General features: G+C 71.9%; 17 protein-coding genes. 2 read left to right on the forward strand and 15 right to left on the reverse strand.

The annotated features are described in order from the left end of the window. Positions 1-116 precede the first annotated feature (116 nt). On the forward strand, positions 117-737 hold the full coding sequence (locus tag KC207_RS10485) for a cob(I)yrinic acid a,c-diamide adenosyltransferase (protein WP_211602980.1): 621 nt from the start codon (positions 117-119) through the stop codon (positions 735-737). Positions 738-1123: 386 nt separating this feature from the next. Here the strand turns inward: KC207_RS10485 and KC207_RS10490 are convergent, their stop codons facing one another. From KC207_RS10490 to KC207_RS10555, 14 genes are all read right to left on the reverse strand, one after another. Continuing rightward, positions 1124-1555, reverse strand: coding sequence for a DUF2550 family protein (locus KC207_RS10490; protein WP_211602981.1), 432 nt, complete (start codon positions 1553-1555; stop codon positions 1124-1126). A 26-nt stretch (positions 1556-1581) separates the two neighbouring features. Continuing rightward, positions 1582-1848, reverse strand: a complete 267-nt coding sequence (locus KC207_RS10495) for a F0F1 ATP synthase subunit epsilon (protein ID WP_211602982.1) — start codon at positions 1846-1848, stop codon at positions 1582-1584. After that, on the reverse strand, positions 1848-3305 hold the full coding sequence (gene atpD, locus KC207_RS10500) for a F0F1 ATP synthase subunit beta (RefSeq protein WP_211602983.1): 1458 nt from the start codon (positions 3303-3305) through the stop codon (positions 1848-1850). Before atpD ends, KC207_RS10495 begins: the two co-directional genes overlap by 1 nt. A 10-nt stretch (positions 3306-3315) precedes the next feature. Then, on the reverse strand, positions 3316-4215 hold the full coding sequence (locus KC207_RS10505; protein ID WP_211602984.1) for a F0F1 ATP synthase subunit gamma: 900 nt from the start codon (positions 4213-4215) through the stop codon (positions 3316-3318). 42 nt (positions 4216-4257) lie between these two features. Next, positions 4258-5898 carry a F0F1 ATP synthase subunit alpha gene (atpA, locus tag KC207_RS10510; protein ID WP_211602985.1) on the reverse strand — a complete coding sequence of 547 codons (1641 nt, stop codon included), beginning with the start codon at positions 5896-5898 and terminating at the stop codon, positions 4258-4260. 96 nt (positions 5899-5994) lie between these two features. Continuing rightward, complete coding sequence (locus KC207_RS10515) at positions 5995-6810, reverse strand: F0F1 ATP synthase subunit delta (protein ID WP_211602986.1); 816 nt, start codon at positions 6808-6810, stop codon at positions 5995-5997. Next, complete coding sequence (locus KC207_RS10520) at positions 6810-7364, reverse strand: F0F1 ATP synthase subunit B (RefSeq protein ID WP_211603180.1); 555 nt, start codon at positions 7362-7364, stop codon at positions 6810-6812. The genes KC207_RS10515 and KC207_RS10520 overlap by 1 nt, the downstream gene beginning before the upstream one ends. Positions 7365-7444: 80 nt before the next feature. Then, positions 7445-7660, reverse strand: coding sequence for an ATP synthase subunit C family protein (locus KC207_RS10525; protein ID WP_211603181.1), 216 nt, complete (start codon positions 7658-7660; stop codon positions 7445-7447). Between the two features lie 79 nt (positions 7661-7739). After that, complete coding sequence (atpB, locus tag KC207_RS10530; protein WP_211602987.1) at positions 7740-8543, reverse strand: F0F1 ATP synthase subunit A; 804 nt, start codon at positions 8541-8543, stop codon at positions 7740-7742. A 2-nt stretch (positions 8544-8545) separates the two neighbouring features. After that, complete coding sequence (locus KC207_RS10535; RefSeq protein WP_211602988.1) at positions 8546-8842, reverse strand: hypothetical protein; 297 nt, start codon at positions 8840-8842, stop codon at positions 8546-8548. Further along, entirely contained in the window at positions 8839-9264 is a 426-nt protein-coding gene (locus KC207_RS10540; RefSeq protein WP_211602989.1) for a hypothetical protein, read from the reverse strand. Before KC207_RS10540 ends, KC207_RS10535 begins: the two co-directional genes overlap by 4 nt. 106 nt (positions 9265-9370) lie before the next feature. After that, the gene (locus KC207_RS10545; RefSeq protein ID WP_211602990.1) at positions 9371-10771 is read right to left on the reverse strand and encodes a sugar transferase; all 1401 of its coding nucleotides are present in this window, start codon (positions 10769-10771) and stop codon (positions 9371-9373) included. A gap of 19 nt (positions 10772-10790) precedes the next feature. Next, a complete protein-coding gene (glyA, locus tag KC207_RS10550) occupies positions 10791-12071 on the reverse strand; it encodes a serine hydroxymethyltransferase (RefSeq protein WP_211602991.1) in 1281 nt (426 codons plus the stop codon). Further along, entirely contained in the window at positions 12064-12912 is an 849-nt protein-coding gene (locus tag KC207_RS10555; protein WP_211602992.1) for an L-threonylcarbamoyladenylate synthase, read from the reverse strand. The genes glyA and KC207_RS10555 overlap by 8 nt, the downstream gene beginning before the upstream one ends. A gap of 144 nt (positions 12913-13056) precedes the next feature. Here KC207_RS10555 and KC207_RS10560 point away from each other — a divergent pair, with 144 nt between their 5' ends. Continuing rightward, positions 13057-13476, forward strand: coding sequence for a hypothetical protein (locus KC207_RS10560; RefSeq protein ID WP_211602993.1), 420 nt, complete (start codon positions 13057-13059; stop codon positions 13474-13476). A gap of 23 nt (positions 13477-13499) precedes the next feature. Here the strand turns inward: KC207_RS10560 and prmC are convergent, their stop codons facing one another. Then, on the reverse strand, positions 13500-14375 hold the full coding sequence (prmC, locus tag KC207_RS10565) for a peptide chain release factor N(5)-glutamine methyltransferase (protein ID WP_211602994.1): 876 nt from the start codon (positions 14373-14375) through the stop codon (positions 13500-13502). Positions 14376-14377 lie beyond the last annotated feature (2 nt).

A 14377-nucleotide genomic window follows, 5' to 3' on the forward strand; every position in this document is an offset into this window, starting at 1 on the left:
GCGTGCATTCTGCAACTCTCCACGCGGCGAATTATTAAATGTCTACGCACGGCGAATTCGTGGTCCGGGCTGGCCGCGTCCTGGGACGACGGACCCGCCTCGGTAACAATGGGCGGATGGTCAACCTCACCCGCATCTACACCCGGACCGGCGACGACGGCACGACCGCACTCGGCGACTTCAGCCGCACGTCGAAGACGGACGCCCGGCTCGCGGCCTACGCGGACGTCAACGAGGCGAACGCGGTGCTCGGCGTCGCCCTGGCGTCCGGCGGGCTGAGCGAGGACGTGCGGACGGTGCTGCTGCGGGTGCAGAACGACCTCTTCGACGTCGGCGCCGACCTGTGCACGCCGCTGCAGCAGACGTACGAGTTCGAGCCGCTGCGGGTGAAGGAGGCCTGGGTCTCCGAGCTCGAGGCCGACTGCGACCGCTACCTCGAGCCGCTGGAGAAGCTGCGCTCGTTCATCCTTCCCGGCGGGACCGCCGGCTCGGCGTACCTGCACCAGGCGCTCACCGTCGTCCGGCGCGCGGAGCGCTCGACGTGGGCCGCCATCGACGCGTACGGCACGGACCCCGGCACGACCAGGGGCGAGGGCGGCGTCAACCCGACGACCGCGCGGTACCTCAACCGCCTGTCGGACCTGCTGTTCGTCCTCGCCCGGACGGCGAACGTCGACGCGGGCGGCGACGTCCTGTGGAAGCCCGGCGGCGGTCGGGACGACGCTCCCGAGCGCTGAGCGGCACGGCGGTCGTGCGGCACGCGGAGCTCACGGACCCTCCGGGGGTCCGTGTCCTCCCGGACCTGCCTCGAGGCACCGGCGCCCTCGTCCTCGCCGGGTCCAGCGGGCGGGTCGATGCAGACCGCGGGTCTGCCGAAGCGCCGCGGCGGCACCCAGGAATGGGGCCGGACGCTCGGGGCCCTCGCCCGGGACGCCATGCTGCCCCTGCTCCGAGACCCGGGATGTGTGTGCTCACGGGATCCTCCGGATGCGGAGCATGTACTCCGGATCCGGAGGTTCTCGGACGAGACCACATCGGGTCAGGGGGTCGGGACGCGGCCGGGCACCGGCTCACGGCGACCGCACCCCTGTCAGGAGGCGCCCGGAGCTCGGCCGGGCGAGCGTCAGGCGACGTTGACGTTGTACCCGGGCGGGCTGGACTCGATCCACGCCCGCACCGCGGTGTAGGCGGCCGGCGCGAAGGCGAACTCGCACGTGCGCCCCGCGGCGGACCCGGTCACCGCGACCGGCTCCGCGAGCCCGGGGATGACGTCCGACGTCGGCTGCGGGCCGCCGAGGACGACCTCACCGCGCAGCCACGACACCTCGGGGCGCAGCGACGGCCCGACGACGCTGAACCACTCGAACCGGCTCGCCCCCAGCCGCGCCAGCCCGAGCCGCCACCGCTGCCCCCCGTCGTCCCGCAGCGCGCACAGCATGACGGGCCGCCCGTCCCCCGCGATGAAACGACGGCGCGCCCACACGAAGGTGAGCGCGCCGACGAGGAGGAGCACGACGAGGGCGAGGACGATCTCGGTGACCAGTACCGCATCCATCCGAGTGACCGCCCCCGCCCGCGTCGTCAGGAACCCATGCCGGAGGCGTCGACCGTCTCGGCGACGATCGTCACCCGGTCGTGGTCCACCGAGATGAACCCGCCGTCGACGACCGCCGTCTTCCACCCGCCGGCGTCGATGCGCACCTCACCCTCGGCGAGGACGCAGAGCATCGGCTGGTGGCCCGGGAGCACACCCAGCTCGCCCTCTGTCGACCGGGCGCTGACCTGGCTGGCCTCGCCCTCCCAGACCTTGCGGTCCGCGGCGACGAGCTCGACCTGGAGCGCAGCCATCAGAGGTTCTTCTGGATCTCGGCCCACTGGCGCTCGACGTCGTCGAGGCCACCGCACATGAAGAAGGCCTGCTCGCCGACGTGGTCGTACTCGCCGTCGCAGATCTTCGTGAAGGCCTCGATCGTGTCGGCGAGCGAGACGGTCGAGCCCTCGATGCCGGTGAACTGCTTCGCGACGTAGGTGTTCTGCGACAGGAAGCGCTGGATCCGGCGGGCGCGGTTGACGAGGAGCTTGTCCTCCTCGGACAGCTCGTCGATGCCGAGGATCGCGATGATGTCCTGCAGCTCCTTGTTGCGCTGGAGGATCTGCTTGACGCGCACCGCGGTCTCGTAGTGCTCGGTGGAGATGTACCGGCGGTCGAGGATCCGGCTCGTCGAGGTGAGCGGGTCCACGGCCGGGTAGATGCCGAGCGAGGCGATCTCACGCGAGAGCTCGGTCGTCGCGTCGAGGTGGGCGAACGTCGTCGCCGGCGCCGGGTCGGTGTAGTCGTCGGCGGGGACGTAGATCGCCTGCATCGAGGTGATCGAGTGACCACGCGTCGAGGTGATCCGCTCCTGGAGCGTGCCCATCTCGTCGGCGAGGGTCGGCTGGTAGCCCACCGCGGACGGCATGCGGCCGAGCAGCGTGGAGACCTCCGAGCCGGCCTGGGTGAACCGGAAGATGTTGTCGATGAACAGCAGGACGTCCTGGTTCTGGACGTCGCGGAAGTACTCCGCCATCGTCAGCGCCGAGAGGGCGACGCGCAGGCGGGTGCCCGGCGGCTCGTCCATCTGGCCGAAGACGAGCGAGGTCTGGCCGAGGACGCCGGCCTCCTCCATCTCGACCATGAGGTCGTTGCCCTCACGGGTGCGCTCGCCGACGCCGGCGAACACCGACACACCACCGTGGTTGCGGGCCACGCGGGCGATCATCTCCTGGATGAGGACGGTCTTGCCGACGCCCGCACCCCCGAAGAGGCCGATCTTCCCGCCCTGCACGTAGGGGGTGAGCAGGTCGATGACCTTGATGCCGGTCTCGAACATCGTCGTCTTCGACTCGAGCTGGTCGAAGGCGGGCGCCTGGCGGTGGATGCCCCACCGCTCCTGGACGTCGAGGGTCTGACCCTCCTCGAGGTTGAGGCACACGCCGGTCGCGTTGAAGACCTTGCCGAGCGTCACGTCGCCGACCGGCACGGTGATCGGGCCACCGGAGTCCTTGACGGGCGCGCCGCGGACGAGACCGTCGGTCGGCTGGAGCGAGATCGCCCGGACCATGTTGTCGCCGATGTGCTGGGCGACCTCGAGGTTGAGGACGTTCGTCGCCCCGCCGAGCTCGACCTCGGTCGTGAGCAGGTTGTACTGGTCCGGCATCGCGTCGACGGGGAACTCGACGTCGACGACCGGGCCGATGATGCGGGAGATCCGGCCGACGCCGCCGGCGGCGGTGGCCGAGCTGTTCTCGGTGACAGTGGCAGTCATGGTCTCTCTCTCACTTGCTCTCGGCCAGCGCGCTGGCGCCACCGACGATTTCGCTGATCTCTTGGGTGATCTCGGCCTGGCGCGCCTGGTTGGCCAGCCGGGTGTACTTCTTGATGAGCTCCTCGGCGTTGTCCGTCGCCGACTTCATCGCCCGCTGGCGGGCGGCGAGCTCGGACGCGGCGGCCTGGAGCATGCAGTTGAACAGACGGGCGTTGACGTACTTCGGCAGCAGCGCGTCGAGCACCTGGGCCGGGTCCGGCTCGAACTCGTAGAGCGGCAGCAGCTCGTCGTCGGCGGGCGCCTCGGTGCCCTCGACGACCTCGAGCGGCAGCAGCCGGATGACCTCGGGCTCCTGGGTGACCATCGAGACGAACCGGGTGAAGACGACGTGCACCTCGTCGATGCCGCCCTCGTCGGTGTCCGTCGTGAAGTCGTCGACGAGCCGCTGCGCGATCTCGCGCGCCGTGTCGAACGTCGGCTTCTCGGAGAACCCGCTCCACGAGGCCGCGAACTCGCGACGCCGGAAGGAGTAGTAGCCGATGGCCTTGCGCCCGAGGAGGTAGGGGACGACCTCCTTGCCCTCCTCGCGCAGCCGGCCGACGACCCGCTCGCTCTCCTTGATGACCGCGGAGCTGTACGCACCCGCCAGGCCGCGGTCCGAGGTCATGATGACGACGGCCGCACGCTTGACGTCCTCCTTCTCGGAGGTGAGCGGGTGGTCCTCGGTCGAGAACGTCGCGACCGCCGAGACCGCGCGGGTCAGGGCCCGGGCGTACGGCGAGGACTCCCGGACGGCCTGCTGGGCCTTGACGACCCGCGAGGCCGCCATGAGCTCCATGGCCCGGGTGATCTTCTTCGTCGCGCTGACGGACCGGATGCGCTGCCGGTACTCCCGGATCTGCGCTCCCATGTCATTCCGCCTTTCGTGGTGTCTGCTCGGTGGACCGCGCGCTCAGCGCTTCTGCTTGACGATCTGCTCCTGGTCGGAGTCCATCGCCTCGGCGCCGTCCTCCTCCTCGGAGCCGACCGGCACGGCGTCGTCCTCCGAGGCGTCGAACTGCTTGTCCTTGAAGGACTCGACCTCGGCGGTGAGCGCCTGCTCGGTCTCCTCCTCGAACTTGCCCGACTCGCGGATGGCGGTGAGCAGGTCGGCCTTGGAGCGACGCAGGTGGTCGAGGAACTCGGCCTCGAAGCGGCGGACGTCCTGGACCGGGACGGTGTCGAGCTTGCCCGTCGTGCCCATCCAGATCGAGACGACCTGCTCCTCGACCGGGTACGGCGCGGCCTGCGGCTGCTTGAGCAGCTCCACGAGCCGCTCGCCCTTGGCGAGCTGGGCGCGCGAGGCCGGGTCGAGGTCGGAGGCGAACATCGCGAACGCCTCGAGGGCGCGGTACTGCGCCAGGTCGAGCTTGAGGCGGCCGGAGACCGACTTCATCGCCTTGACCTGCGCGGCACCACCGACCCGGGAGACGGAGATACCCACGTCGATGGCGGGCCGGACGTTGGCGTTGAACAGGTCCGCCTGGAGGTAGATCTGGCCGTCGGTGATGGAGATGACGTTCGTCGGGATGAACGCCGAGACGTCGCCGGCCTTGGTCTCGATGATCGGCAGGCCGGTCATCGAGCCCGCACCGAGCTCGTCGGAGAGCTTCGCGCAGCGCTCGAGGAGCCGGCTGTGCAGGTAGAAGACGTCACCCGGGTAGGCCTCGCGGCCCGGCGGGCGGCGCAGGAGGAGGGAGACGGCGCGGTAGGCCTCGGCCTGCTTGCTCAGGTCGTCGAAGACGATGAGGACGTGCTTGCCCTCGTACATCCAGTGCTGGCCGATGGCGGAGCCGGTGTACGGCGCGAGGTACTTGAAGCCCGCGGAGTCCGAGGCGGGGGCCGCGACGATGGTCGTGTACTCCATCGCGCCGGCCTCCTCGAGCGTGCCCTTGACGGACGCGATCGTGGAGCCCTTCTGGCCGATGGCGACGTAGATGCAGCGGACCTGCTTCTCCGGGTCGCCGGTCTCCCAGAACTCCTTCTGGTTGATGATCGTGTCGACCGCGACGGTGGTCTTGCCGGTCTGGCGGTCGCCGATGATGAGCTGGCGCTGGCCACGACCGACCGGGGTCATCGCGTCGACGGCCTTGAGGCCGGTCTGCAGCGGCTGGTGGACCGACTTGCGCTGGACGACGGTCGGCGCCTGCAGCTCGAGCGCGCGGCGGGTGGCGGACTCGATGTCCCCCATGCCGTCGATGGGGTTGCCGAGCGGGTCGACGACGCGGCCCATGAAGCCGTCGCCGACGGGGACCGAGAGGACCTCGCCGGTCCGCTTGACCTCCTGGCCCTCCTCGATCTTCGAGAAGTCACCGAGGATGACGACGCCGATCTCGTGGACGTCGAGGTTCAGCGCGAGGCCGAGGGTGCCGTCCTCGAACTGGAGCAGCTCGTTGGTCATGGCCGAGGGCAGGCCCTCGACGTGCGCGATGCCGTCACCGGCGTCGGTGACGCGTCCGACCTCCTCGCGGGAGGCCGCGCCCGGCTCGTAGGAGCGCACGTAGCTGTCCAGCGCGTCCCGGATCTCGTCCGGACGGATCGAGAGCTCCGTCATGTCTGATCTTCTCCTCGGTCACCGGCCCCTCGTGGGCCGAACGTTTCGTGTCGACTGGTGGTGCGTGTGCAGTTGTGGCCGTGACGGCCGTCCGGGTCAGCCCCCGGTGACGTGCCGCCGGGCCTCCTCGAGGCGCCGGAGCACGGTCCCGTCGACGACCTCGTCGCCGACCTGGACCCGGATGCCGCCCATGACCGTGGGGTCCTGGACGACCTGGAGGGTGACGGCCTTGCCGTAGTGCTTCTCGAGCGCGCTGCGCAGCCGGGCCGACTGCTGCTCCTCGAGCGGCGCGGCGACGGTGACGAGCGCCGTGAGCTCGTCGCGCCGCCGGGACGCGAGCTCGAGGTAGGCCTCCATGACCCGGTCGAGCCGGCGGCCGCGGGGCACGCGGACGGCCTGCTCGGCGAGGCGGACCGTCTCCGGCGCCGCCTTGCTCTCGAGGAGGGTGCGCACCAGCCCGGCCTTGCCGTCGGCGTCGGTGTTGCGGCTCGAGAGGGTGTCGCGCAGCGCGGGGTCGGCGGCGACGATCCGCTCGAAACGGAACAGCTCGTCCTCGACCCGGTCGATGCGGCCGGTGCCCTCGGCGTTCGCCAGGAGGGCCTGGACGGCCAGGCTCTCGAGGGTGTCGGACATGTCGCGCTCGGCGGCCCACCGCTGCCCGGCGACGGTCGCGACGAGGTCGCTCGTCGCCTGGCCGACACGACCGCCGAAGAGCGACCGGGCCAGCCCTGCCTTGGCCTCGCCGTCCCGGGAGGGGTCGGCGAGGGCCCGGCGCAGCGAGGCGTTGCCGTCGACGACGGACGTCACCGCGAAGAGCTCCTCGGCGAGGGTGGTGCCGTCCGCGCTGCCGGCCAGGGCGGCGTCGAAGGCCTCCTGGGACGCGCGGGCGGCGCCGCGGGACGAGCCACGCATCAGGAGTCCTGCCCGGTCGTCGTGACCTTCTCCGGACGGACGTCGCCGGACTCGAGCTCGGTGAGGAACCGGTCGACGATGCCCTTCTGGCGCACCTCGTCCTCGAGCGACTCGCCGACGATCTTGCTCGCGAGCGCGGTCGAGAGGGTCCCGACCTCGGTGCGGAGCTGGACGACGGCCTGCTGCCGCTCGGCCTCGACCTGGCGCTTGGCCGCCTCGGTGATGCGGGTCGCCTCGGCCTGGGCCTGGGCACGCATCTCCGTGACGATCTGGGCGCCCTGCTCACGGGCGGTCTCGCGGATCTCGTTCGCCTCGGCGCGGGCCTCGGCGAGCTGGGCCGTGTACTTCTCGAGGGCCTCGCGGGCCTCGGTCTGGGCCTGCTCGGCCTGCTCCATCCCGCCCTCGATGGCCGCACGGCGCTCCTCGTAGGCCCGCTCCAGGTTCGGGACGACCTTCTTGGCGACGACGGCGTAGAGGATCCCGAGCATCACGAACCCGAAGATGAGCTCCGGGATGTGCGGGATGAGCGGCAACTTCTCCTCGCCGCTCGCCATGGGCAGGGCGGCGAGGGAGGACGCTGCGGTGATGTGCACGAGTGACTCCTAGTGCCGGTGGGACGGGTGGGCGAAGAGGGTCAGCGGATCGGCACGAAGTAGAGGACCAGGCCGAAGATGGCGAGGGCCTCGGCGAGCGCGAACCCGAGGATCGCGATCGGCTGGAGCAGCGGGCGGGCCTCCGGCTGGCGGGCGACACCGCTGATGTAGGCGGCGAAGATCAGGCCGACGGCGATGGCCGGGCCGATGGTCGCGAGGCCGTAGCCGACGAGGGAGAGGTTTCCGAACACCGTGATGTCCTCTTTCTTGTGGTCCGCGCCGGCTCGTCCGTCGCGGGCGTGTGATGGGCGTATGAAGTTGTGGGGTGGTTCCTGCTCAGTGGTCGTCGGCGACCGCGCCCGCGATGTAGCTCGCGGCGAGCAGGGTGAAGACGTAGGCCTGGAGGAACTGGACCAGGCCCTCGAAGAGCACCATCGCGGCCGCCATGATGAAGGTCGGCACGGACAGCAGCTGGAAGACGATGCCCTGGGTGAGGAAGTAGGCGCCGGCGCTCACGAACAGCACGATGAGCATGTGGCCGGCGAACATGTTGCCGAAGAGCCGCAGGGCGAGGGTGAGCGGCCGGGTGATGAAGAAGGTGATGAACTCCAGCACCCAGATCGGGCCCTTGATCCAGCCCGGCAGGCCCGGCGGGACGAGCCCGGCGAGGTAGCCGCCGAGGCCCTTCCGGCTGATCCCGACCCAGTGGTAGACGACGTAGACGACGACGGTGAAGGCGATCGGGAAGCCGATCCGGCCGGTCGTCGGGTTCATCACCGGCGGCAGGATGCCGAAGAGGTTGTTGAGGAGGATGAGCGCGAAGAGCGTGAAGAGCAGTGGGACGAACCTGAGGAAGTCCTTGCTGCCGATCATGTCGCGGGCGATGCCGTTGCGCGCGAAGTTGTAGAAGCCCTCCATCATCCACTGGCCCTTGGTCGGGACCACGGCCGCCTTCGCGGACAGGCGGACCATGACGAGCGACAGCAGCAGGACGGAGACGCCGCCCCAGAACATCTGCTCGGTGATGGCCCAGTCGCCCTCACCGATGATCGGGAGGTAGAAGATGGCGGGCGTGGGGGTCTCGAAGCTGTCACCGCTCGCGGTGGACAGGGTCGCCAGGCCCCCGAGGGCAGCGGCCATGCTCACAAGGTCTCCTCATGGGTCGTGTCGGCCCGGGACTCGTCGGAGCCCTGCGGGTCGGTACCGGTCATACCGTACCTGAGCCAGATCGTGTAGACGGACAGCGCCATCCCGCCCAGGATCCCGAGGACGACGAGCCCCCGGATGCCCAGCAGGTGGTCGGCGAGCAGCCCGAGACCGCCGAAGACCATCGGGCCCGTGACGAGGTAGGCGACGGCCGTGGCGCCCATGGCGTCGGCCGAGACGAACTCGCTCGGGCCCTGCCGGTGCTCGGCGTCGGAGAGGTGGCGCTCGCTCATCGGGCCTCCATCACCGCGTCGTCGAAGCCGTGCCGCGCGCGGACGAAACCGAGGACCTGGGCGCCGACGACGAGCAGGCCCTCGGTGACCCCGCCGAGCGCGACCGCGGTGCCGGCGAGCCAGGCGGCGTTCTCGAGGACGGCGATGGCCGCGAGCACGAGGACGAGCTGGCCGATGTAGACGATCGCGGCGCCGGCCAAGCTGAGGCCGACGGGCCCCTGGACGACGCTCGTGATGCCGAGCAGGCCGGCGAGCATGACGACGAAGACGAGGAACGCCCCCGCGGCGGCGGACAGCGCGGCCTGCGGCGAGCCGAGGAGGAGCCCGACGAGACCGGCCAGCGCGATGCCGGGCAGACCGACGACGAGGACGTGGCGTCGCATCGAGGCGACGGGCGTCCGGGCCGCGGCGGCGAGGCTCATGGGATGGCTTCCTCGGAGGTCGGGGAACGTCTTGTGAAAACTATCACAAGCGCCGTTCGGGCGGCAACGGCGCGGTCGTGCGACGGACTCGGGGTGCCCTCACGGGTCACACCCGGCGGGCGAGCACGACCCAGATCGTCCGGGCGATGATCTCCAGGTCCAGGACCGGGGACCAGTTGACGAGGTACTGGAGGTCGTAGCCCAGCTTGTACTCCGCGTCAGTGTGGTACCGACCGTGGATCTGTGCCAGTCCGGTGAGACCGGGGGGCACCTCGTGCCGCCTCGTGTACCCGGCGATCTCCTGCTCGAACCCCGCCGTGAGCTCGGGACGCTCGGGGCGCGGGCCGACGACCGACATCCGTCCGGTGACGATGTGGAGGATCTGCGGCAGCTCGTCGGCCCGGGTCGCCCGCACCCAGCGGCACGCGGGGATGACCCGGGGGTCGCCGTGGCTCGACAGCTGCGCTCCCCCGGCGGCCTCGGCGTCGGTCCGCATCGTGCGGAACTTCACCATCTCGAAGGTGCTGCCGCCGACACCGACGCGGGTCTGCTGGTAGATGAGCGGCGCCCCGACGACGACGAGCTGGTGCACCGCGACGCCCGCGAGGATGAGCAGCCACACGGGGGCGGTGACGATGACGAGGAAGAGGTCGAAGAGCCGCTTGAAGTGCCGCTGCGACGAGGCCATCGTCTGCGGCATGAGGAGGACGAACGGCAGCCCCGCGACCTCCCGCAGCCGGTGCAGCCCGAAGAGGGTCTCGCGGCCGCCCACGCGCAGCAGCACCGTGACGCCGGCCGCGTCGAGACGTCCGATGGTCCGCGGGTACCAGTCGTCCAGCCAGGCCCCGGTGAGGAGCAGGACGTCGGTGGCGCCGGTGCGTTCGACGACGTCGACGACGGAGTGCGGCTCGTCGACCTCGGCGACGACCTGGAGGTCCGAGCCGTTGACCGCGACGTGCTGGCGGGCGAGCGCGATGTCCTCGGGCCGACCCGCGAGGACGACCCGGGGGTGGCCCTCCCGCCGGGTCCGCAGCGTCTGGACGATCGCCCGGTTGAGGGCCACGGCGAGCGCCGCGAGGACGATGACGATGACGAGGTTGCCGATCGGGAAGGGCAGCGCCCGACCGATGAGCGAGCCGCGCTGGCGCGCCAGGCCGCTGAGGGCGAGGTTGAGCAGGGCGACGAAGCTGCCCGCGGCGAGCGAGAGCCGGGCCGCGCGCGGCAGCAGGCCGGCGGCGCCGCCGAGCCGGGGCTCACGCTCGTAGAGGCCGCCGAAGTAGAAGGCGCTGAGGAAGATGAGCGTCGAGACGGCGAACGACGTCGCGTACTGCGAGAGCGTGTAGACCGACCACGGCGGCGTGCCGAAACGCCAGAGCATCGAGCCGACCATGAGCCCGAGGACGGCGAGGCCGTCCAGGAGCATGACGAGCCGGAACCCCCGCCGGTTGAGCCGCGCGAGCAGGGGCGCCTGGCCCGGGCGTCCGTCGCGGGGGTGGGGGTCGGTCACGGGCTGTGGTGACGGTCGGTCAGGCGGGGCGCGGGTAGGCCGGGAAGGCCTCGACGAGCTCGGTGACCCCGGCGCGGACCTCGCGGCTCACCGCGTGCTCCGGGTCGGCGTCCCCGTCGACGACGGCGCGGGCGATGAGCTCGCCGATCCGCTGCATCTGCTCCTCGCCCATCCCCTGCGTCGTGACGCACGGGGTGCCGACGCGGATGCCGGAGGCGATGTTCGGCTTCTGCGGGTCGAACGGGATCGCGTTCTTGTTCAGCGTGATGCCGGCGGCGTCCGAGCGGGCCTCGGCGTCGACGCCGGTGACCCCGACGCCCTGGAGGTCGTGCAGGCTCAGGTGGGTGTCCGTGCCGCCGGTCGTCGGGCGGATGCCCTTCTCGCCGAGCGCGGCCGCGAGCGCGCGGGCGTTCGTCACGACCTGCTCGGTGTACGCGGCGTACTCGGGCGTCGCGCACTCCTTGAAGTTCACGGCCTTCGCCGCGATCGTGTGCATCTGCGGACCGCCCTGCATCATCGGGAAGACGGCCTTGTCGATCGCGGCGCGGTGCTCCTCGCGGCAGACGATCGCCCCGGAGCGCGGGCCGCGCAGCACCTTGTGCGTCGTGAAGGAGACGACGTCGGCGTGCGGGACCGGGCTCGGGATGGCCTTGCCGGCGACGAGGCCGATGAAGTGCGCGGCGTCGACCCAGAAGACCGCCCCGACCTCGTCGGCGATGGCCCGGAAGCGGGCGAAGTCGATCTGTCGCGGGATGGCGGAGCCGCCGGCGAGGATGACCTTGGGCCGGTGCTCCTTGGCGAGCCGCTCGACCTCGTCGTAGTCGACGTCCTCGGTGTCCTTGTCGACGCCGTAGTGGACGGCGTCGAACCACTTGCCGGAGAACGAGACCTTCGTGCCGTGGGTGAGGTGCCCGCCGTGCGGCAGGCTCATCGCGAGGATCGTCTCGCCCGGCTTGAGGAAGGCGCCGTAGACGGCCTGGTTCGCGCTCGCGCCGGAGTGCGGCTGGACGTTCGCGTGGTCGGCGCCGAAGAGGGCCTTGCACCGCTCGATCGCGAGGTTCTCGGCGACGTCGACCTCGGCGCAGCCGCCGTAGTACCGGCGGCCGGGGTAGCCCTCGGCGTACTTGTTCGACAGCGTCGAGCCGAGCGCGGTGAGGACCTCGGGGCTGGAGAGGTTCTCGCTCGCGATGAGCTGCAGACCCCCGCGGATGCGGCCGAGCTCGGCGGTGAGGACGCCGGCGATGTCGGGGTCGAACGCCTCGAGCGCGGCGAAGTCGGATCCGTAGAACGTGTCACTCATCGGTGGAGGTCTCCCGCGGCTCGTCCTGGGTCGGTGCGTCGGTCTCGGCACCGCTGTCGGTCTGGGCGTCGGTCTGGGTGCCGGCGTCGGTCTGGCTGTCGGCGGCGGCGTCGTCGGCCGCGGCGCGCGTCCCGTCGTCGGTCTCGGCGGCGGGGTCGTCGTCGGCAGGGCCGTCGTCGGCGTCCGACAACTGTAGGGCGTCGGCGCGGCTGCGCTCCACGACGGCCATGACGTCCTCCTCGGACAGGGCCCCGAGGCGCAGGACGACCGGCTCGTCCCGGGTGCAGTCGACGATCGTCGACGCGAGGCCGCCGGTGGACGGCCCGCCGTCGAGGTAGAACTCGACGGCGGCGCCGAGCTGGCTGGCGGCGTCGAGCACCGTCCGGCTCGAGGGGTACCCGTGCCGGTTGGCGCTGCTCACGGCCATCGGGCCGACGGCGCGCAGGACCTCGAGGGCGACCTCGTCGTCGGGCATCCGCAGCGCGACGGTCCCGCCGGTCTCGCCGAGGTCCCACACGAGCGAGGGCTGGGCCTGGAGGACGAGGGTGAGCGGCCCGGGCCAGAACTCCTCGACGAGGGCGCGGGCGTAGGCCGGGACCTGCGTCGCGAGGCCGTCGATGGTGCGCGCCTCCGGGACGAGGACCGGCGGCGGCATGTCCGGGCCGCGGCCCTTCGCGGCGAGGAGGGCCTTGACGGCCTCGCCGTCGAACGCGTCGGCGCCGATGCCGTAGACGGTGTCGGTGGGGAGGACGACGAGGGCACCGCGCCGGACGCCCTCGGCCGTCTTGGTGACGGCCTCGGAGCGACCCGCCTCGGTGGTGCAGTCGAAGACCGGGCTCATGGTGGCCCAGCCTAGGACTCGGTCGGCGGCGGGGCGTCGTCGGCTCGCCCCACGACACCCGCGCGACGCGGTCGGGCCGCCGGGTGCCGCCCGGATGGCGGGCAGGGTCTGCCGCGGCGGCGGGCGGCGGTCCTACGGTGCAGCATGGACGACGCGGGGAGCCTCGAGTTCTGGCAGCCGATCCTGGGGCCCGTCGGGTTCCTCGTCGCGGCGGGGCTGCTGCTCCTGCTCCTGCTGTTCCTCGCGGCCGTCGCCGCCCGTCTCGTGCTGTTCGTCGTCCGGGTGCTGCTGCGGCCGTGGTGGCACGCCCTGCTGACGCTCGGGGCGACGGTGGCGCTCGTGGCCACCGACGTCGTGACGACGACGACCGCCGTCCTCGCGTGGGTCGCCCTGCTCGGCGCAGGGCTCGTCTCGTGGCTGTTCCTCACGGTGACGGGGCGCGGTGCCCGGGCGGGGAAGGGGTCCGGCGGCTCGTACCGGCCCTGCTCGTACTGCCACGGGTCGGGGTGGCGGGACGGACAGATGTGCGGGCTGTGCGGCGGCCGCGGCGCGGAGCCCGCCTGACGCCGACGCGCCGCCGCCCGACGTCAGCGGCGGACGGCGCGGACCGACCGAGGCCGCCCGGTGAGGTCCCGGTGGTCGACGACGTCGGTCCACTCCCCCGTCGCCCGCAGCGCGGTGGGCAGGGACTCGCCCTGGGCGTCGGCGTGCTCCATCACGAGGACGCCGCCGGGACGCAGGAGGACCGCGGCCCGGGCGGCGACGGCGAGCGGGACGGCGAGCCCGTCGGCCGAGCGACCGTAGAGCGCGACCTCGGGGTCGTGGTCGCGGACCTCGGGGTCGACCGGGGTGGCGCCGTCGGGGATGTAGGGCGGGTTGCTCACGACGACGTCGACGGTGCCCTCGAGCTCGGGGAAGGCGGTCGTCGCGTCGCCGAGCCGGAGGTCGACGCGCAGGGGGAGGTCGCCGACGTTGCGCGTGGCCCAGGCATGGGCTTCGGGGCTCAGCTCGACGGCGTGGACGTCGGCTCCCGGGACCTCGTCGGCGACGGCGAGGGCGAGGGCACCCGAGCCGGTGCAGAGGTCGACGACGACGGGGTGGTCGCCGGCGGCGCGGGCGGCGTCGATGGCGTGCTGCGCCGTCACCTCCGTCTCGGGGCGGGGCACGAAGACACCGGGACCGACGGCGAGGGTGAGCCGGCGGAAGTACGCCCGCCCGGTGAGGTGCTGGAGCGGGACGCGGGAGCCACGGGCCTCGACGAGCCGGTCGAGGGTGTCGAGGAACGCGGGATCGACCGGGTCGCGCATGACCATCCGGCGCCGGACGTCCCCCGCGTCGGTGTCGAGGACGAAGGCCGCGAGCTCGACGGCGTCGACGTGCGGAGAGGCGATGCCTGCCGCGGCGAGCGTGGCGCGGGCGCCGGTGACGGCGGCGGCGAGCGTCGGGCGGTCAGCGGCGGTCATCG

It is taken from the genome of Phycicoccus avicenniae (assembly GCF_018139485.1).
Taxonomy (GTDB): Bacteria; Actinomycetota; Actinomycetes; order Actinomycetales; family Dermatophilaceae; genus Phycicoccus; species Phycicoccus avicenniae.

Bases quoted from the DNA above. Each gene is read 5' to 3' on its own strand.
- KC207_RS10485 (WP_211602980.1), top strand. From the start codon at position 117: ATGGTCAACCTCACCCGCATCTACACCCGGACCGGCGACGACGGCACG.
- KC207_RS10490 (WP_211602981.1), bottom strand. From the start codon at position 1,555: ATGGATGCGGTACTGGTCACCGAGATCGTCCTCGCCCTCGTCGTGCTC.
- KC207_RS10495 (WP_211602982.1), bottom strand. From the start codon at position 1,848: ATGGCTGCGCTCCAGGTCGAGCTCGTCGCCGCGGACCGCAAGGTCTGG.
- atpD (WP_211602983.1), bottom strand. From the start codon at position 3,305: ATGACTGCCACTGTCACCGAGAACAGCTCGGCCACCGCCGCCGGCGGC.
- KC207_RS10505 (WP_211602984.1), bottom strand. From the start codon at position 4,215: ATGGGAGCGCAGATCCGGGAGTACCGGCAGCGCATCCGGTCCGTCAGC.
- atpA (WP_211602985.1), bottom strand. From the start codon at position 5,898: ATGACGGAGCTCTCGATCCGTCCGGACGAGATCCGGGACGCGCTGGAC.
- KC207_RS10515 (WP_211602986.1), bottom strand. From the start codon at position 6,810: ATGCGTGGCTCGTCCCGCGGCGCCGCCCGCGCGTCCCAGGAGGCCTTC.
- KC207_RS10520 (WP_211603180.1), bottom strand. From the start codon at position 7,364: ATGGCGAGCGGCGAGGAGAAGTTGCCGCTCATCCCGCACATCCCGGAG.
- atpB (WP_211602987.1), bottom strand. From the start codon at position 8,543: ATGGCCGCTGCCCTCGGGGGCCTGGCGACCCTGTCCACCGCGAGCGGT.
- KC207_RS10535 (WP_211602988.1), bottom strand. From the start codon at position 8,842: ATGAGCGAGCGCCACCTCTCCGACGCCGAGCACCGGCAGGGCCCGAGC.
- KC207_RS10540 (WP_211602989.1), bottom strand. From the start codon at position 9,264: ATGAGCCTCGCCGCCGCGGCCCGGACGCCCGTCGCCTCGATGCGACGC.
- glyA (WP_211602991.1), bottom strand. From the start codon at position 12,071: ATGAGTGACACGTTCTACGGATCCGACTTCGCCGCGCTCGAGGCGTTC.
- KC207_RS10555 (WP_211602992.1), bottom strand. From the start codon at position 12,912: ATGAGCCCGGTCTTCGACTGCACCACCGAGGCGGGTCGCTCCGAGGCC.
- KC207_RS10560 (WP_211602993.1), top strand. From the start codon at position 13,057: ATGGACGACGCGGGGAGCCTCGAGTTCTGGCAGCCGATCCTGGGGCCC.
- prmC (WP_211602994.1), bottom strand. From the start codon at position 14,375: ATGACCGCCGCTGACCGCCCGACGCTCGCCGCCGCCGTCACCGGCGCC.